Source organism: Klebsiella quasipneumoniae subsp. quasipneumoniae (assembly GCF_020525925.1).
In the GTDB taxonomy this organism is placed as follows: Bacteria; Pseudomonadota; Gammaproteobacteria; order Enterobacterales; family Enterobacteriaceae; genus Klebsiella; species Klebsiella quasipneumoniae.
The window spans coordinates 3,125,533-3,141,755 of record NZ_CP084876.1; the positions used below are offsets into that span (position 1 = coordinate 3,125,533).

A 16,223-nucleotide genomic window follows, 5' to 3' on the forward strand; every position below is an offset into this window, starting at 1 on the left:
ATCGCTCCGACCTGGCAGGGTTATTTCGGCTGTTTAGCAAACCACTTTACGTAAATCTTGTCGTAGGTGCCATCGGCGCGCAGGGCCTGCAGGGCCTGGTTGACTTTTGGCGTCAGGCTGCTGTTTTTCTGCATCGCAAAGCCATACTGCTGTGGCAGAATGCTGTCCGTCTCACCGGTGGATTTGACCTTGCCGTTACCCGCCGTCTTCACGTAGTAAAGGACATTCGGTGAATCATGAACCACGGCATCGAGATTACCGGCCTGCAGGTCAAGGTAAGCGTTATCGATATTCGGGAACTCGATATAATTCGCTTTATATTTGCTTTTCATAAAGCTGGCTGCCGCTGTCCCCTGCTTAAGGCCGACTTTTTTCCCGGTCAAATCGCTGAATTTAACAATGGAGTTGTCGGTACTTTTCACGGCCATGAGCAGGTCGGCATTATAATATCCTTCGCTGAAGTCCACGACCTGCTTGCGCGCATCGGTAATCGTTATTCCCGCCATCGCCACATCCAGATTACGTGACTGCAGACCGGGGATCAGGCCGCCGAAATCCATCGGCCTTAATTCGTAGCTGATATGCATTTTCTTCGCAATCGCGTCCCACAGATCGATATCAAAGCCGACATATTTATCGCCTTGTTTAAATTCAAATGGAACAAAGGCAGTATCGACACCCACCGTTATTTTATCTTCTGCTGCTGTCACAAAACTGGCTGAACAAATAACTAATGCCAGCGTCAGCTTTAATTTCTTAAATAATCCACTCATAATTACCCTCAGCGTCAGTGAAATAGCCTACAACGAACGTCATCCTGCGAAATATCTCGCCGGAAGAATTAATAATAAGAGCTGATATGCCGGGCGCAGTTTTATGCGCCCGAATAAAATCGATAACTTATTCAGAAAACAGAGAGTCAGAGGTATCCGGTACTGGCGTTTGCGCGCTGTTCATCACCATGGAGAGAAAACTGTAATAACCGTTTATTCCAATCAGATCCACCACGCCCTTCTCGCCCCATAACTCAATGGCTTGTTGCCAGGTCTCATCGCTGACCTTTTGCTGTTGATGCAGCTGCTGACAGAAGTCATAGATCGCCTGCTCATCGGGCCGCAGATCCGCGGGCCGGCGCCTTTCCTTAATCGCCTGCACCGCCGCGGCAGAGATCCCTTTCTCGCGTGCTATCGGCGCATGGATCGCCCACTCTACCGGCTGCGACCAGTGCCGCGCGGTCAGCAAAATCGCCAGTTCAGAAAGACGCTGGCCCAGCGCGCTGCGATAGCGCAGGTACTCCCCCATACGCTGGGCATGCGCCATCAGCTCGGGGCTACGCAACAGCGGTTCAAAGGGCGGCAGCAAGGCGCCGCGCGGTCCGTTGATGATCTCTTCCGCTAACTGACGCTGCCGATCGTCCCATTCCTGTTCCGCCAGGGGCGGTAAACGATTGATCATAATTTCCCCGTCTCTTCGCGGATCACACAGTCCAGGGTATCGACCACAAAATCGAGCTGCGCCGGGGTGATGATAAACGGCGGTGCAATCAGGATGTGGTCGCCAGACTGGCCATCGATCGTGCCGCCCATGGGATAGACCATCAGTCCGCGCGCCATACAGTTTGCTTTGATCGCGGCGTGCAGCTTCAGGGCAGGATCGAACGGCGTTTTGTCGTCTTTATCGCGCACCAGTTCGACCCCCGCAAACAGGCCACGTCCGCGCGTATCACCGACATGCGGTAACTCCCCCAGCACCTCGCGCAGCGCCTTGTGCAGATAGGCGCCCTGCTGTTTGACAGCGTCCAGTAAATTATCGCGCGCGATCACCTGCTGCACCGCCAGGGCTGCCGACGCGGCGGTGGCATGACAAATGTAAGTGTGACCGTGCTGGAACAATCCGCTGCCCGCCTTCAGCGCGGAGACGATGGTCTCACTCGCCAGCACCGCCCCAATCGGCTGATAACCCCCGCCGAGTCCCTTGGCGATGGTCACTAAATCGGGCACCACGTCGTCCTGTTCAAACGCATGCAGCGTCCCGGTCCGCCCCATACCGCACATCACCTCATCCGCGATGTACAGGATGCCGTATTTGTCGCACAGGCGGCGGACCCCTTGCAGATAGCCCGGCGTCGGCGGCGTGGCTCCCGTCGTCGCTCCCACCACGGTTTCCGCACAGAAACCGATGATCGTTTCCGGGCCGGCCTCAAGGATGGCTTGCTCCAGCTCATTGAGCAGACGTTCGGTATACTGTTGCTGGGTCTCGTCAGCCCGGCGATCGCGGTACTCATTGCAGGCGGAGACGCGGATAACATCCATTAATAAGGGGGCAAACTGGCGACGGCGCCATTCGTTCCCCCCCACCGCCAGCGCGCCCAGCGTATTGCCATGATAGCTCTGTTTACGGGCGATAAAGCGGGTGCGCGATGGCTGGCCGATCTCCACAAAGTACTGCCGCGCCATCTTCAGCGCCGTCTCTACCGCCTCAGAACCGCCCGAGACAAAGTAGGCGTAGTTAAGCTCGCCGGGCGCCGTGCGGGTGAGATGTTCGGCAAGCTGCTCGACGGCATCGCTGGTGAAAAAGCTGGTATGCGCATAGGCCAGCCGATCGATCTGGCGGTGCATCGCCGCCAGCACATCAGGATGCGCGTGTCCGAGGCAGGAAACCGCCGCCCCGCCACAGGCATCAAGATACGGTTTTCCCTGGGCATCAAAGATATAGGCCCCTCGCGCACGTGAGGCCACCATCGGCGTGCTACGCAGGCTGCGGTGAATGACATGACTCATACTGGGTTCTGCTCCTGAATCCGCTACATTAATTGAGCGTATCTTGCAGGATCCATTTGGATCACGTCAACGAATTAAAGATATAAATGCATCCATTATACTTATAACTGATACATTTGAATCATTTATCAGGACTTACCGGGGATCACGTAGGCGCCAGACTCAATGAGATAGCGTTCGGCACTTTCAATTTTACTCACCGCCTCCCGGCCGTGGCGCACCACCAGCATCGCCAGCAGACACTCCGCCAGCCCCATGCCGGAGACCACGGAAGGGAAAAATGACGGACTGTCGATGGAAAACAGCAGCGTGCAGTCTGCCGCCTGCGCTAAGGGGGAAACCGGCGAGTCGGTAATGGCGAGGATCTTCGCCCCTGCCTGCCGGGCTGCCTGTAAAACATCCAGTGATTCGCGCGAATAGGGCGCAAAGCTGGTGAGTAAGACGCAGTCCCGGGCGGTGAGTTCGCGGGTAAAGACTTCGATATTGCTGGCCAGGCCATCGATTAACGATACCTGGCGGTTGAACAGTCGATAGACATAGAACAGCGACCACGCGATCGGAAAGCTGGCGCGGAATCCGCAGATATAGACATTCTCCGCGCTGTCGAGCAAGGTCACCGCCTGCTCCATCTGCTGGGCATTTTCGTTTTGCGTAAAGGTCAGGTTCGCCTGATGCGCCTGAAATACCTCTTTATACAGCTGCGTTTGCGTGCCGCGGGCCATCATTTTTTCCGCTTTTGATACGTATGTATCATTGCGCAGCCCCAGGTCGTCAATGAAATCGCTTTTCAGCTCGCTCCAGCCGCGGTAACCCAGCCGCTGCGCCAGACGCAGCAGCGTCGCCGGTTTTACCCCGGCTTCCGCCGCGAAGGCGCGCATGGATAACACCACCAGCTGACTGGCATTTTGCAGTGAGAACTCGGCGGCGCGTTGCAGCTCGGGCGACAACCCGCCGAATTCATTAATGATTTTTTCCCTGAGATTCATGGCAGCCACTGACTGGTTTTAAGTGAAAGCTATCTAATCATATTTGAGATCAAGACTCTATAGGTGGCTAACGACCCCGCGTGTCACATCCGTTCCCCCTTCTCATTGCTGGCGTGCTTTACTTCAAATATGGCACAAGAGGAATGTCACTGGCGGGTGGGAAAAGGTATGCTCTTATCAGGGGGCGTTGCACATCAAAGCCCTGTTCACTGCTGGAAATCTCACCATGGCACGCAACCGCACTTTTTCTCTCAATCTCCGTTGGCGAGCGCTGCTCAAAGACGCAGGGATGGAGCCTGAACATCTTCTCCGCCAGGCCGGTTTGCCGGACGACACCTTTTCAGACATCAATCGCGGTCTGACTACCGATGAGTATCTGCGTTTCTGGCGCGTGCTGGAAAAAGAAAGCGACGATCAGGCCTTTCCTTTGCCCTTTGTAGAAAGGGTCTCTGCGGAAGTGTTTGATCCCCCGCTGTTCGCCGCCTTGTGTAGTACCCACATGATGCAGGCGGTCCAGCGGCTGGCCAGGTATAAACTGCTTATTGCCCCCATGGTGCTGGAGACGACGGTCGTGCAGAACGGCACGCTGACAGTGTCTCCGCGCTGGCTGGGAGCAACAGAAATCCCTGCCTCTCTGGAAGTGGCAGAGCTGGCATTTTTACTTCGTCTGAACCGACTGGCCACCCGCGAACCGGTTCAGGCCGTGAAAGTAACGCTCTCACAGCCCCTCACCCGCCAGCAGACCCACCACTTTTCAGCCTTCTTCGGCACGACCATACAGCGTGGAAAGCGGGCGACCATCAGCTTTGCCGCCGCTGATGCCCTGCGGCCCTTTTTGACGGTGAACGAGGGTATGTGGCAGGTCTTTGAGCCGGAGCTGAAGCGTCGTCTCAGCCAGCTTAGCGATCAGGCCTCAACGGCTGAACGTGTTCATGCAGTCCTGCTGGAGCTTCTGCCGGGCAACGACGCCTCTATCGACAATACGGCGCAACGTCTGGGAATGAGCAAACGCACCCTGCAGCGCAGGCTGGAGCAGGAGGGAGAGAATTATCGCGCCCTTGTTCACGCTTGTCGCGAAGCGCTGGCTCGCCACTATCTTCTCAATACCACGCTTTCCGGCTATGAAATCGCCTTTCTGCTCGGTTTTGAAGATCCAAATTCCTTCTACCGGGCTTTTATGGCGTGGACCGGCCAGACGCCAGAAAACTTCAGAGACATGATGCGCCTCAACTAAGCGCGCGTCATGGCGCGCTTTGCCAGTATTGTGGCGCACCGTGCCAGCGACACCGCGCCTGACAGCAGGCACACTCAGCGCAGTCTACTTGCCGAGGTGCTTATGTTTATTCAGGAAAATAAAACCGCGCTGGTCACCGGCGCATCGTCAGGGATGGGGAAAGCCATTGCCCGTCGTCTTATCCAGGAGGGTTACCAGGTTTACGTTGCTGCCCGGCAGCTCGGGAAAATGGAAGATCTGGCTTCGCTAGGGGCCCAATGCCTGCAGATGGATCTCTCACGGCAGGACGATCGGCTGGCGGTCGTGAACACCATTCTGTCTCAGACCGGAGGGGTCGATGTACTGGTCAATAATGCCGGTTTTGGCCTGTATGGCCCGGTCGAAGAGATCGGCATCGATGAGGCTCGCTACCAGTTTGAGGTCAATCTCTTCGGCGCGGCACATCTCACGCAACTACTGCTTCCCGCGATGCGCGCCCGCCGTCGCGGATATATTGTCAATATCTCTTCCATGGGCGGGAAGATGTATAGCGTCCTCGGCGCATGGTACCACGCCACCAAACATGCACTTGAGGGGTGGTCAGACTGCCTGCGGCTGGAAGTTGCCGACTTCGGCATCAAGGTGGTTATCATCGAACCTGGAGTGATTGAAACCGGCTTCGGCGATGCGGCCAGTGAAAGTATTGTCAAACGTTCGGCCACAGGACCGTATGGTCAGTTGGTAAAAGGGGTCGCCCTGTCGATCCAAAAAACGTACGGCCATGGCACCGGCAGCGACCCGCAGACGATCGCCGAGGTGGTCCTGGTCGCGGTGAATGCCTCAAATCCACGCCCCCGTTATGCCGTCGGTAAGTATGCCAAATTGCTTATCCGGATGCGTGTCTGGCTGGGCGACCGTCTTTTCGATCGTATTATCCTCAGCCAGATGCGCTGAGGTCATGTTCTGCTCACTTTCGCCTCGCGCTGGAGGGGGATGACTCTTCCAGCCAGTCGATAAAAAACGCCATAAACGCCGATACCTGAGGGGGCTGCAGCTTTCGCTGGGGAAAGACAAACTGCAGCCCAACCTCCTTGCGGTCTAACCGGCTGAAACCGGTGAAGCGGTCGGCAAACAACACCTGAAGCCGCCCCTCCTCGACATCCCTCTTCACATCCCACCATGATTTACCGGCGATCCCCGCCCCGCTGAGCGCCCACTGCCGCAGCAGTGCCCCATCGTCGCAGACCATCGCCGGCGTTACCCGGATGACCTGCTCTTTTCCCGCCTCCTCAAAGCGCCACTCGTTCATCACCACGCCGTGCCGCTCCAGCGCCAGGCAGCGATGATGATGCAGCGCCTCGGGCGAAGCAGGCGTTCCACGGGCGGCAAGGTAAGCCGTCGAGGCCACCAGCACTCGGTGGTTAGGACGAATGTGGCGGATGGCCAGGCTGCTGTCCGGCAGGTTACCGACGCGAATGCTCATATCCAGCCGGTTGGCGACCAGATCCTCCACGCGCTCGCCTAAGTAGACGGAAAAGGTCACTTCCGGGTGACGGCGGGTAAAGTCGACGATGGCCGGGCTAAGGTATTGTCGGCCAAAGTCGGAGGGGGCGGAAAGGCGAATATCGCCGCTCAGGACCCCCTCTTTTTGCGTCAGCAACGACTCGGCGTGGCGCGCCTCCTCCAGCACGCGCCGCGCGGCATGATAAAAATCTTCCCCCGCGTTGGTCAGGGTGATAGCCCGCGTGGAACGATGGAACAGGCGGGTCTGATAACGCTCTTCCATCGCCTTCAGACGTGCAGTCATGGTGGCCGGCGAGAGCGACAACCGTCTGCCGGCGGCGGAGAGTCCCCCCGCCTCGGCGACGGCCACCAGCAGCGCCATATCTTCCAGTTTGCCCATTTTTCGCATTTCCCGAAAAGTGAATCTATTTTTCGTCTAATTATCAAAATCAGATCCCGACTGTAAAGTGATTTCCATTCCACTCGCAAGGGACACCATTATGAACACGCTCTCACTTTTTGATCGTCATCGCATCGGTACGCTGCCGCTGAAAAACCGCATCGTCATGGCCCCCATGACCCGGGCGCGCGCCCTGCAGCCGGGAAATATCCCCTCCGCGCTGATGGCGGAGTATTACCGCCAGCGCGCCAGCGCCGGATTGATCGTCACGGAAGCGACGCAAATCTCTCCCGAGGGACAGGGGTACTCCTGGACGCCCGGCCTGCATTCCGCAGACCAGATTGCCGGCTGGCAGTTGACGACCCGGGCCGTACACCAGGCCGGCGGCGTTATTTTTTCTCAGCTCTGGCACGTGGGACGCATGTCGCACGCCCGTTTTCATGCGGATGGTCAACCCGTGGCCCCCTCGGCGCTGGCGCCGGACGCCCAGGTCTGGGTGGTGGATGAGCAAGGCCGGGGCCAGATGGTGGACTGCCCACCGCCGCGGGCGCTCTCCCGGTCGGATATCCAGCGTATTGTCGCCGATTACCGCCAGGCGGCGCGCAATGCGATCGCGGCGGGGTTTGACGGCGTGGAGGTGCACGGCGGCAATGGCTATCTGATCGACCAGTTCCTGCGGCGTACCGCCAACCAGCGCACCGATGAGTACGGCGGTAGCCTGAACAACCGGATCCGTTTTGCCCAGGAGGTGCTGACCGCCATCGGCGACGCTATCGGCCGCGAGCGGACGGGCATCCGCCTTTCCCCCTTCATTACCCAGCGCGGGATGAATGACCCGCAGGTGATCGACGCCATCCTTGCCCTGGCGGCCTGGTGCGAACAGCAGGGTATCGCCTTTATCCACCTGGCGGAGGCGGACTGGGACGATGCGCCAGCCGTTCCCCTGCACTTCCGCGACACGCTGCGCGCAACCTTCAGCGGCACGCTGATCGTGGCCGGGAATTACGATCAGCAGAAGGCGGAGCGCATTCTTGGCGCCGGTCTCGCCGACCTCGTGGCTTTCGGCCGGCCGTTTATTGCCAATCCCGACCTGCCGCAGCGGCTTCAGCACCGCTGGCCGCTGGCGACCGTCAGCGATCCCGGCACGCTGTTTGGCGGGACAGAGGTGGGCTATACCGACTATCCCTTCTATACGGAGCATAAAGAGTGAAATTGATCGACAAAATGTTACCTGCCGGGCGTGGTGTCGCTGTTGCCCGCACGCTGGCCAGGCGCGGCCTCACGCGCCGTCGCTGCGCCACCGCGCTGCTGCTTGCCGGGATATCCGGCTCCGCGTTTTCAGCCCCGCAGGGTTTGCTGAAGCCAGCCCAGCTCATCGTTGATAGCGGCCTTCCCCCTGCCACACGCGTCGCCAATGAATATGTCGCCAGGCAATACGCCACGTTCTGGAATACCGGCGATGACGCGCTGGCCCGGGCGGCGCTGGCGGAGAATTTCATCGATAAAACGCCCCCGGAAGGGCGCCGACAAGGGCCGGAAGGAGCGATCCTCGCCTCCAGAGCGTTTCGCCAGGCGGTGCCGGATTTACGCTGTGATGTCGAACAAATGATCGTGGCCGGTGACCGGGTGGTCTCACACTTACATTTCCATGGCCACTTTACCGGGACCTTCGGCACCCGGAAGGGGAAGGGACAAAATATCGATTTTATCGCCACCGATATCTATCAGATCAGCGGCGGTAAAATTGCCGCCAACTGGCATATTGAAGATAACCTGACGCTGATGAAACAGCTGGGCACGCAATAAGCTGCCCACCCGGACGGTGAGTAAGCGATCGGCAAAACCACGAGCCGCCCCGGACTCCGCCAGGACGGCTCGCCTGGCGGAGTCCGGCGCTTAAATTTGCGCCAGCCCGCCGTCGACATAGATCTCTGCGGCGTTAATAAAGCTCGACTCATCCGACGCTAAAAATACCACCGTCCGGCCAATCTCCTCCGGCTCGCCCAGCCGCCCGAGCGGAACGCTGGCGGCCAGAGCATCGAACAAGCCCTGGCGGTCCGCCTCCGCCACCAGCCCGCCCAGACCCGGGGTACGCACCGGACCCGGGCTGACGACATTGATGCGGATCCCGCGATCGTTCACCTCCAGCGCCCAGGAGCGCGCCAGGCTGCGTACCGCGGCCTTACTGGCGCTATAGATGCTGAAGTTCGCCGTCCCTTTGACCGCCGCCGTAGAGCCAGTCAAAATCACCGAGGCGCCGTCGGTGAGCAGCGGCAGCGCTTTCTGGACGGTGAACACCACCCCGCGCACGTTGGTGGCGAAAATCCGCTCGACGTGCGCTTCGGTGATGGCGCTGAGCGGCAGCATATCCCCGCCGCCAGCATTGGCGAACAGCACATCCAGGCGGCCGGACTCGTCGGCAATGGTCGCAAATACCGCGTCAAGGTCGCTTAACACGGCGGCGTCGGCGCGGATCCCGCGGGCGGCGGGCCCGATGAATCTTACCGCCGCATCCAGCTCCTCCTGTCGGCGGCCGGTGATATACACCTTCGCGCCCTGCTCCGCCAGCGCTTTCGCCGACGCCAGGCCAATCCCGGTGCTGCCGCCGGTCACTAACGCCACTTTATCCGCAAGTTTTTTGCTCATGGTGCATTTCCTTGGTTAGAGTATAAACAGGCCAGGCTCGCGAAAGCGTCCCGCCGGGTATGGAAAGCACTGTAATCGCCTCAGAGAGGCGGAAAAATGGCCTAATCTGAAAAACACTTTTCCCCTCCGTGGATAATGGACGCCCGCTAACCAGGATACTGCGAATAATGGACCGGTTTTCAGCCCTCAAAGCCTTCACCCGCGTTGTCGAAGCCGGCAGCTTTACCCGCGCCGCGGACTCGCTGGATATGCCCAACGCCACGCTCAGCAAAACCATCAAGCAACTGGAAGCGCACCTGGGGGTTTCCCTCCTGCAGCGCACCACCCGGCGTATTACCGTAACGCCGGAAGGACGGGAGTACTATGAAAAAGCTCGCTGCCTGCTGGAAGACCTGGAAGAGATCGACGCCTCCTTCAATACCGCCCACAATAAGCCGAAGGGCCATCTGCGGATCGCCATCGGCGGGTCGACCGCGCGCGATGTGCTGATCCCGCTGCTGGCGGACTTTATGACCTCCTGGCCGGATATCCGTATTGATTTGCAGGTGGCCGATAAACCCGCGGACCTCATCAGCGGCAATATTGACTGCGCCATCCGCGGCGGGCCGATGGAAGACTCGACGCTGATGGCCCGTAAAATCGGCGAGGCGACGCTGGTCACCTGCGCCACCCCTGGCTATCTTCAGCGCTGCGGCACGCCCGCCTCGCCGGATGAACTCCACCATGGCCACCAGCTCATCAGCTATCTGTCGCCGGCCAGCGGCAGAGCGTTTCCGTTTCGTTTTACGCGTCACGGCGTCAGTACCGAGCTCAAGACAGAGCCCCATCTCGGCATCAATGAGAGCAACGCGCATATTGCCGCCGTCGAGGCGGGCTTAGGCATTGTGCAGACCTTTACCTATTCGCTAAGACCCGCGCTGGCAAGCGGCAAACTGGTGGAGATCCTCGCCGCCTGGCGCCCGGCCCCCTATCCCTTTCACGTCGTCTATGCCCGGCACCGGCACGTGCCGCCCCGGCTCCGCGTCTTTATTGAATGGCTGGCGGCGGTTTTTCCGGCTGCGGTGCAGGGATAGCGCGCGTTATCTGACGCGGAGCAGGTCGCCGTATCGCGTGGTGTAGCGCGGCGATAGCATCTCTCGCTTCATCTGCCACTGCTGCTGGATCCCCTGGCCGGCAAAATAGAGCGCCCCCCTGCCGTTTTTCGCATTCAGCTGGTCGAGCACCTGCATCAGCCTGGCGCTGTTCTGCCGCGGGGCAAGCTCGTCGAACAGGTTCAGCTGGGCGACGCCCTGGCTGTAGAAATCGCCGAGCATCACCCCGGCCTTCTGATAGCGGTGCCCCGCTTTCCAGATGGCGTCCAGGCAGCTTGTCGCCGCGGCGATAATATCCCGGGAATCCTGCGTCGGCGTCAGCAGCTTCAGCGAGGCGCTGTTGCCGTAATAGGGTTCATTCAGCGCGAAGGGGCTGGTTTTGACAAAGGCGGAGACGAACCGGCAGTACTGATGCTCACCGCGCAGCTTTTCTGCTGCCCGCGCGGCATAGCTGCAGATCGCCTGGCGCATATCCTCATAGGCCGTAATGCGATCCCCGAACGAGCGGCTGCAGATAATTTCCTGCTTCGCGGGGGCAAACTCCTCCAGCGCCAGGCAAGGCTCGCCGCGCAGCTCCCGTACCGTTCGCTCGAGCACCACCGTGAAGTGCTTGCGGATAAAGCGGATATCGCTCTCCGCGAGCTGAAGTACCGTGCCGATCCCCATCGCCTCGAGCTTTTTGCCGATCCGCCGCCCGATGCCCCAGACCTCACTCACCGGCAGCAGCGCCATCAGCTTTCGCTGCCGCTGCGGGCAAGATAAATCCACTACCCCGCCCGTCTGCCGCTGCCACTGCTTCGCCGCGTGGTTGGCCAGCTTCGCCAGGGTTTTGGTCGGGGCGATCCCGACGCCCAGCGTCAGATGGGTGCGCTGCTGCACCGTGGCGCGGATTTCCCGGCCAAAGTCAGTCAGATCTCTGCAGTGGCGCACGCCGCTGACATCGCAAAAGGCTTCATCAATACTGTAAATTTCGCAGCGCGGGGCGAGCTCTTCCAGGGTGGACATCACCCGGCTGGACATGTCGGCGTACAGCTCATAGTTGCTGCTGAACGCCACGACGCCGTGGCGAAGAAACGCCTGCTTCTGCTTAAAGTAGGGTTCGCCCATTTTCACAAACGGCTTCGCCTCCGCCGAGCGGGCGATCACGCAGCCATCATTGTTCGACAGCACCACTACCGGCCGCCCCTTCAGGTCTGGCCGGAAGGCGGTCTGGCAGCTCGCATAGAAGGCGTTCACATCACAGTGCGCGAACATGATCAGCCCGCCGCCTTGATGATGTAGGTCACCACGCCGAAAATATCGAGCGTCTCCTCGCGGCCGACCACGATGGGCGAATAGTCCGGGTTCATCGGGTTAAGCTGCACCCGCGGCAAAAGCTGCAGCTTTTTTACGGTAAACTCGCCGCCGACGGCGGCAATCACGATATCGCCATGCTCCGCTTTGCGCGCGCTGTCCACCACCAGCAGATCGCCTTCGTCAATGCCGGCGTCGATCATGCTGTCGCCAGCGGCTTTGACAAAATAGGTCGCGCTGGGATGCTGCACCAGCAGCTCGTTGAGGTCGATTCGCTTCTCGACATAGTCCTGAGCCGGGCTGGGAAAGCCGCACTGCACCAGGTCGGCAAAAAAGGGAAAGGAGACAATCTGACGTAGCTCAACCGGCGTGTAAAAGTTCATTTTTCAACCCACCATATAATACTGAATATATATACAGTAGTTTTGCCGGTTTTGCCGGTCAATATCGGCTCCAGCTATCAATCTCCAGCACTGAAATAACTCCTTGATGTCACTGAAGGTCACCGTCGTCGGTGGCGAACCGTTTGCTGCTTTTGCGCGCAGCCCCTCTCCCGCGCGAGGTGGCGGATACGCAGCGCCGCGGCAATCGCTTGACACTGTACATTAATACAGTAAAACTATCGCCCGCGATCAGCATACAGAGGACAGAATATGTTTGTGGAACTGATTTATGACAAGCGCAATTTTGCCGGGCTGCCGGGCGCCAGAGAGACCATTCTTAACGAGCTGACCAAACGCATGCAGCGCATTTTTCCGGAGGCGGAAGTGCGCGTGAAGCCGATGATGACGCTCCCGGCGATCAACACCGACGCCAGCAAGCATGAAAAAGAGCTGATCAGCCGTACGGTGCAGGAGATGTTTGAAGAAGCGGATATGTGGCTCACTGAAGAGTGATGCCGCCCGTCGTTGGCGGCGCCCCCCTCTTTAAGAGCTTTCCCGGATGTGGCAGAGCAGCGGGCAACAGTACAATAGCGGCGGTTGCAGACTGGCAATGCAACCTTCGCTCACCTGCTGGCTCTTGCATACGGCCAGCAGGTGAGCCTCCCCTCATCGCCTCACAGCGTCTCCGGCAGCGCCGCCATTATCCGATCCACCAGCTCGCGATGCTGATGCACCTTACCGCATTTAACGATAACCTGCCTGGCGTTGTCATAGCCCGGCGCCCACAGACGGTTGTTGAGCAGAACGTCCTTGTAGACCGCGATCAGCGGTTTGTTCCACGCCGCCGCCATGTGCACCACCGAGGTGTCCGGGGAGATAATCAGCTCCGCCTGGGCAATCAGCGCCATCGCATGGTGCAACGTGTTAAATGGATTAACCACCACCTCCGGCGGCAGCGGGATGCGGATCTCGCGCCGGTGATCGAGCAGAATCACCGCGATCCCCGGATGGCGAGCCAGCAGTTTGTCGAGGAGTTCGGCCAGCTGCGTCTGGGAGAGACTCCGGTCGGCATGGCCGGCAAAAATATTAATCACTACCGCTTTTCCGCTCAGCGACGCCAGATACTGCGCCACCTCCTGCATAATCGGCCCGGGGATCGCCAGGTCGTAAGCATCCAGCCCGCAGGTGTCCAGTTTGAGATAATCGGCGATCAACTCGAACGTTTTCGTCACGTGCCAGCGCTGGCAGTCAAAATCAAAAGAGTGGGAGTAGTGCTTAATCGACGGCCATTTATTAAACCCGAGCACCGATTTCGCTTTTATTTGTCGGAAAAGCCGTAGACGATGCACGGGAATATCGAACAGCGAAGGGTCAATAATAATATCGTACTTATTATTAGCCAGTTCATTAATAACGTCGCGGGGAACGTTATGATTAAATTTTCGCAAAAAATCGGCGGACGTGACCGGGTCAGCTTCATAAATATGGCGGATCCGCGGGTTATAACGCATCACCTGGCTATTAGAGGTCGTCAGCAGGAAATCAACGATATAGCCTGACTGATGCAGGCATTTCACCAGCGCGGAATCCACTACCACATCGCCGACCGCCCCCTCATTGCGCATCAGTAAGACGGTTTTCGCGGACGACAAATCCACCGGCTGACGGCGTCGGCGATCCCAGAGCGCTTTCGCCACTCCCACCCGCAGGGCATTACGTACTTTCTTAGTGAAGTAATTTCGCCGTCTGTTGAGTTCCCTTATTTTATTAAACTTCTTGCGTGGGGAACCCTGCATGGTTGCATCGTGCATCATCCTAACCTCATTACGGCAATCATTAATATTCTGTGTCGTCCGATAAAGACTGAGCGAAATAAAAAAAGTTCGATTGAAAATGAAAATCATTCTTTTTTTTATTTACAAAACTCATCCAGCCCTGCGGGATTGCACCACAGCACTGTGAAGCAATAATGAGTGAATAGTGAATTTCCCGGCCCACCGTTGGCAGGCCGGCGCAACAGCGCTAAGCTGGCTGCTTTATGATGTCAGGAGGACGCTATGCTTGAAGCAGTAGAAGGTAATATCCACCAGCGGCTGTGCGCGCTGCTCGACGAACACCAGGCGCGCTACCGGGTGATGGCGCATGACGCGGTCGGCCAGTGCGAAGCCGTCTCGGCGATCCGCGGCACCGCGCTTGGCCAGGGCGCGAAAGCGTTAGTCTGTAAAGTGAAAGGAAACGGCGTCAACCAGCATGTGCTGGCGATCCTCGCCGCCGATCAGCAGGCCGATCTGGCCAGCCTGGCCCGGCATATCGGCGGCAGCAAAGCCTCGCTGGCCAGTCCGGCGGAAGTGGAGGCCCTCACCGCCTGCGTGTTCGGCGCCATTCCCCCCTTCAGCTTCCATCCGGCGCTGCGGCTGGTGGCCGACCCGCTGCTATTTGAGCGCTTTCCACAAATCGCCTTTAACGCCGGGCGCCTGGACCGGTCGATCATTCTCGATACCGAAGACTATTTACATATCGCCCGACCGGAGATCGCGACCTTTCGCCGTCTTAGCTAACCGGGCATCGGCCCTGATTTCCGCCGCATGGCGCAAAAATCCTGTTTATTCACGCCACGATGCGTAGAGTAAGCGGGATATTTTTTAGCTTTCTTTTTTTGGCAAGGACCTCTGTACATGTTTGATACCACCCTGTTGATCCTGCTGGGTCTGGCGGCGCTCGGCTTTATCAGCCATAACACCACCGTAGCGATCTCCATCCTCGTGCTGATTATCGTGCGCGTCACGCCGCTGAACGCCTTCTTTCCCTGGATTGAGAAACAGGGACTGACCGTCGGGATCATCATTCTGACTATCGGCGTGATGGCGCCCATCGCCAGCGGCACGCTGCCGCCGTCGACCCTGATCCACTCCTTTATGAACTGGAAATCACTGCTGGCGATTGCGGTCGGGGTGTTTGTTTCGTGGCTCGGCGGGCGCGGCGTCTCGCTGATGGGCTCCCAGCCGCAGCTGGTGGCCGGACTGCTGGTCGGTACGGTGCTCGGCGTCGCCCTGTTTCGCGGCGTCCCGGTCGGGCCGCTGATTGCTGCCGGGATCATCTCGTTGTTTATTGGGAAGTCGTAGCCAGGCTGCCGTGATAGCGGCCCGGCGTCTGTCCGAGCCCTTTCTTAAACATGGTGATGAAGGCGGTGGTGGAATCGTAGCCCAGCGCCTGGGCCGTCTGCTGCACCGTCTGCCCGCGGATCAGCTGCTGCAGCGCAAGGATCAGCTGCAGCTGATGGCGCCAGCGGCGAAAGCTCAGCCCCGTTTCACGCACTACCAGCCGCGCCAGATTGCGCTCGCTCATCGCGAACTCCGCCGCCCACTGGCTCAGGGTCTGCCAGCGCGCCGGATCCTCGGCCATCATCGTCACCATCTGACGAATTTTCGGGTGGTTCGATACCGGCAGCTGCAGGTGCTCCTGCGGCTGCCGGGGCAGCTCATCAAACAGCACCTGCACCAGCCGGGCCGTGGCAGGGGCGGCCAGCGACTCGCCGCCGCGTTCCGCCAGGGTGAGGATCAGCTCACGCACCAGTGGGGAAATCTTTAACGTACAGCAGCGGTCCGGCATCGGCGCGGCGCCCGGCTCGATGAACAGGAAGCACACCTGGGCGCCGGGGGTGGCGCGGTTACTGTGGGAAAGCTGCCCAGGGACCCACACCGCATACTGCGGCGGCACCATCCACATCGCGTTCTCCACCTCGCAGGTCAAGGCGCCGTGCAGGGCGAGGATCAGCTGCCCCTTACGGTGGGAATGCGCCGGAATATACTGCTCCGCCTCCACCACCCGAATACGAAAGGCAATAGCCGATTCGTGGCCACTGTCCGGTTCATAACCATCCAGACCCAGTCCGATCATCATGTTGTCCGATATTAGCGATAATCTGTCA

At 59.0% G+C, this 16,223-nt stretch carries 18 protein-coding genes and 1 pseudogene; 9 read left to right on the forward strand and 10 right to left on the reverse strand.

Annotated features, from left to right (window positions below; all coding sequences use genetic code 11):
* Window positions 1-20: 20 nt before the first annotated feature.
* The 4 genes from glnH to LGM20_RS15220 form a co-directional block, all read right to left on the reverse strand.
* Window positions 21-773 (reverse strand): glutamine ABC transporter substrate-binding protein GlnH, encoded by a 753-nt coding sequence (gene glnH, locus LGM20_RS15205; protein WP_023289263.1) that lies wholly within the window; start codon window positions 771-773, stop codon window positions 21-23.
* Between the two features lie 127 nt (window positions 774-900).
* Entirely contained in the window at window positions 901-1,455 is a 555-nt protein-coding gene (locus tag LGM20_RS15210) for a carboxymuconolactone decarboxylase family protein (RefSeq protein ID WP_023289262.1), read from the reverse strand.
* On the reverse strand, window positions 1,452-2,780 hold the full coding sequence (locus LGM20_RS15215; RefSeq protein WP_044522285.1) for an aspartate aminotransferase family protein: 1,329 nt from the start codon (window positions 2,778-2,780) through the stop codon (window positions 1,452-1,454). The genes LGM20_RS15210 and LGM20_RS15215 overlap by 4 nt, the downstream gene beginning before the upstream one ends.
* Window positions 2,781-2,908: 128 nt before the next feature.
* The gene (locus LGM20_RS15220; RefSeq protein ID WP_044522282.1) at window positions 2,909-3,766 is read right to left on the reverse strand and encodes a MurR/RpiR family transcriptional regulator; all 858 of its coding nucleotides are present in this window, start codon (window positions 3,764-3,766) and stop codon (window positions 2,909-2,911) included.
* Between the two features lie 226 nt (window positions 3,767-3,992).
* Between LGM20_RS15220 and LGM20_RS15225 the strand changes: the two genes are divergently transcribed.
* Window positions 3,993-5,000, forward strand: a complete 1,008-nt coding sequence (locus LGM20_RS15225; RefSeq protein WP_044522281.1) for an AraC family transcriptional regulator — start codon at window positions 3,993-3,995, stop codon at window positions 4,998-5,000.
* Between the two features lie 102 nt (window positions 5,001-5,102).
* Entirely contained in the window at window positions 5,103-5,933 is an 831-nt protein-coding gene (locus LGM20_RS15230; RefSeq protein ID WP_044522348.1) for an oxidoreductase, read from the forward strand.
* 13 nt (window positions 5,934-5,946) lie between these two features.
* Here the strand turns inward: LGM20_RS15230 and LGM20_RS15235 are convergent, their stop codons facing one another.
* A complete protein-coding gene (locus LGM20_RS15235; protein WP_044522280.1) occupies window positions 5,947-6,882 on the reverse strand; it encodes a LysR family transcriptional regulator in 936 nt (311 codons plus the stop codon).
* A gap of 100 nt (window positions 6,883-6,982) precedes the next feature.
* Between LGM20_RS15235 and LGM20_RS15240 the strand changes: the two genes are divergently transcribed.
* Together LGM20_RS15240 and LGM20_RS15245 are read left to right on the forward strand one after the other, a co-directional pair.
* Window positions 6,983-8,092, forward strand: coding sequence for an alkene reductase (locus LGM20_RS15240; protein WP_044522277.1), 1,110 nt, complete (start codon window positions 6,983-6,985; stop codon window positions 8,090-8,092).
* Window positions 8,089-8,688, forward strand: a complete 600-nt coding sequence (locus LGM20_RS15245) for an ester cyclase (RefSeq protein WP_187142938.1) — start codon at window positions 8,089-8,091, stop codon at window positions 8,686-8,688. The genes LGM20_RS15240 and LGM20_RS15245 overlap by 4 nt, the downstream gene beginning before the upstream one ends.
* Window positions 8,689-8,778: 90 nt before the next feature.
* Here the strand turns inward: LGM20_RS15245 and LGM20_RS15250 are convergent, their stop codons facing one another.
* The gene (locus tag LGM20_RS15250) at window positions 8,779-9,528 is read right to left on the reverse strand and encodes an SDR family oxidoreductase (protein WP_023289256.1); all 750 of its coding nucleotides are present in this window, start codon (window positions 9,526-9,528) and stop codon (window positions 8,779-8,781) included.
* 167 nt (window positions 9,529-9,695) lie between these two features.
* Between LGM20_RS15250 and LGM20_RS15255 the strand changes: the two genes are divergently transcribed.
* Window positions 9,696-10,601 carry a LysR family transcriptional regulator gene (locus LGM20_RS15255; protein ID WP_044522273.1) on the forward strand — a complete coding sequence of 302 codons (906 nt, stop codon included), beginning with the start codon at window positions 9,696-9,698 and terminating at the stop codon, window positions 10,599-10,601.
* A gap of 6 nt (window positions 10,602-10,607) precedes the next feature.
* On the opposite strand, the gene LGM20_RS15260 is transcribed toward LGM20_RS15255, so the two are convergent.
* Window positions 10,608-11,873: a Y-family DNA polymerase gene (locus LGM20_RS15260; protein ID WP_044522271.1), complete on the reverse strand. Its 1,266-nt coding sequence runs from the start codon at window positions 11,871-11,873 to the stop codon at window positions 10,608-10,610.
* Between the two features lie 2 nt (window positions 11,874-11,875).
* A complete protein-coding gene (locus tag LGM20_RS15265; protein ID WP_044522269.1) occupies window positions 11,876-12,295 on the reverse strand; it encodes a translesion error-prone DNA polymerase V autoproteolytic subunit in 420 nt (139 codons plus the stop codon).
* Window positions 12,296-12,565: 270 nt separating this feature from the next.
* Here LGM20_RS15265 and LGM20_RS15270 point away from each other — a divergent pair, with 270 nt between their 5' ends.
* On the forward strand, window positions 12,566-12,808 hold the full coding sequence (locus tag LGM20_RS15270) for a DinI family protein (RefSeq protein ID WP_004203750.1): 243 nt from the start codon (window positions 12,566-12,568) through the stop codon (window positions 12,806-12,808).
* A gap of 161 nt (window positions 12,809-12,969) precedes the next feature.
* Here the strand turns inward: LGM20_RS15270 and LGM20_RS15275 are convergent, their stop codons facing one another.
* Window positions 12,970-14,106 (reverse strand): glycosyltransferase family 9 protein, encoded by a 1,137-nt coding sequence (locus LGM20_RS15275; RefSeq protein ID WP_072096653.1) that lies wholly within the window; start codon window positions 14,104-14,106, stop codon window positions 12,970-12,972.
* Between LGM20_RS15275 and LGM20_RS15280 the strand changes: the two are divergent.
* The 3 genes and pseudogenes from LGM20_RS15280 (at window position 14,101) to LGM20_RS15290 (ending at window position 15,417) form a co-directional block, all read left to right on the forward strand.
* Window positions 14,101-14,257: pseudogene (locus LGM20_RS15280) on the forward strand (hypothetical protein). The gene LGM20_RS15275 and the pseudogene LGM20_RS15280 sit on opposite strands and share 6 nt — an antisense overlap.
* Window positions 14,258-14,352: 95 nt before the next feature.
* Window positions 14,353-14,853, forward strand: a complete 501-nt coding sequence (locus LGM20_RS15285) for a YbaK/prolyl-tRNA synthetase associated domain-containing protein (protein WP_023289251.1) — start codon at window positions 14,353-14,355, stop codon at window positions 14,851-14,853.
* Window positions 14,854-14,970: 117 nt separating this feature from the next.
* The gene (locus LGM20_RS15290; protein ID WP_044522266.1) at window positions 14,971-15,417 is read left to right on the forward strand and encodes a DUF441 domain-containing protein; all 447 of its coding nucleotides are present in this window, start codon (window positions 14,971-14,973) and stop codon (window positions 15,415-15,417) included.
* Here the strand turns inward: LGM20_RS15290 and LGM20_RS15295 are convergent.
* The gene (locus tag LGM20_RS15295; protein WP_072096654.1) at window positions 15,401-16,195 is read right to left on the reverse strand and encodes an AraC family transcriptional regulator; all 795 of its coding nucleotides are present in this window, start codon (window positions 16,193-16,195) and stop codon (window positions 15,401-15,403) included. The genes LGM20_RS15290 and LGM20_RS15295 overlap by 17 nt on opposite strands.
* Between the last annotated feature and the right edge of the window lie 28 nt (window positions 16,196-16,223).

What these genes read in the sequence shown, in the direction of transcription:
- glnH (WP_023289263.1), bottom strand. Translation starts at nt 773, where the DNA reads ATGAGTGGATTATTTAAGAAATTAAAGCTGACGCTGGCATTAGTTATT.
- LGM20_RS15210 (WP_023289262.1), bottom strand. Translation starts at nt 1,455, where the DNA reads ATGATCAATCGTTTACCGCCCCTGGCGGAACAGGAATGGGACGATCGG.
- LGM20_RS15215 (WP_044522285.1), bottom strand. Translation starts at nt 2,780, where the DNA reads ATGAGTCATGTCATTCACCGCAGCCTGCGTAGCACGCCGATGGTGGCC.
- LGM20_RS15220 (WP_044522282.1), bottom strand. Translation starts at nt 3,766, where the DNA reads ATGAATCTCAGGGAAAAAATCATTAATGAATTCGGCGGGTTGTCGCCC.
- LGM20_RS15225 (WP_044522281.1), top strand. Translation starts at nt 3,993, where the DNA reads ATGGCACGCAACCGCACTTTTTCTCTCAATCTCCGTTGGCGAGCGCTG.
- LGM20_RS15230 (WP_044522348.1), top strand. Translation starts at nt 5,103, where the DNA reads ATGTTTATTCAGGAAAATAAAACCGCGCTGGTCACCGGCGCATCGTCA.
- LGM20_RS15235 (WP_044522280.1), bottom strand. Translation starts at nt 6,882, where the DNA reads ATGGGCAAACTGGAAGATATGGCGCTGCTGGTGGCCGTCGCCGAGGCG.
- LGM20_RS15240 (WP_044522277.1), top strand. Translation starts at nt 6,983, where the DNA reads ATGAACACGCTCTCACTTTTTGATCGTCATCGCATCGGTACGCTGCCG.
- LGM20_RS15250 (WP_023289256.1), bottom strand. Translation starts at nt 9,528, where the DNA reads ATGAGCAAAAAACTTGCGGATAAAGTGGCGTTAGTGACCGGCGGCAGC.
- LGM20_RS15255 (WP_044522273.1), top strand. Translation starts at nt 9,696, where the DNA reads ATGGACCGGTTTTCAGCCCTCAAAGCCTTCACCCGCGTTGTCGAAGCC.
- LGM20_RS15260 (WP_044522271.1), bottom strand. Translation starts at nt 11,873, where the DNA reads ATGTTCGCGCACTGTGATGTGAACGCCTTCTATGCGAGCTGCCAGACC.
- LGM20_RS15265 (WP_044522269.1), bottom strand. Translation starts at nt 12,295, where the DNA reads ATGAACTTTTACACGCCGGTTGAGCTACGTCAGATTGTCTCCTTTCCC.
- LGM20_RS15270 (WP_004203750.1), top strand. Translation starts at nt 12,566, where the DNA reads ATGTTTGTGGAACTGATTTATGACAAGCGCAATTTTGCCGGGCTGCCG.
- LGM20_RS15275 (WP_072096653.1), bottom strand. Translation starts at nt 14,106, where the DNA reads ATGCACGATGCAACCATGCAGGGTTCCCCACGCAAGAAGTTTAATAAA.
- LGM20_RS15285 (WP_023289251.1), top strand. Translation starts at nt 14,353, where the DNA reads ATGCTTGAAGCAGTAGAAGGTAATATCCACCAGCGGCTGTGCGCGCTG.
- LGM20_RS15290 (WP_044522266.1), top strand. Translation starts at nt 14,971, where the DNA reads ATGTTTGATACCACCCTGTTGATCCTGCTGGGTCTGGCGGCGCTCGGC.
- LGM20_RS15295 (WP_072096654.1), bottom strand. Translation starts at nt 16,195, where the DNA reads ATGATGATCGGACTGGGTCTGGATGGTTATGAACCGGACAGTGGCCAC.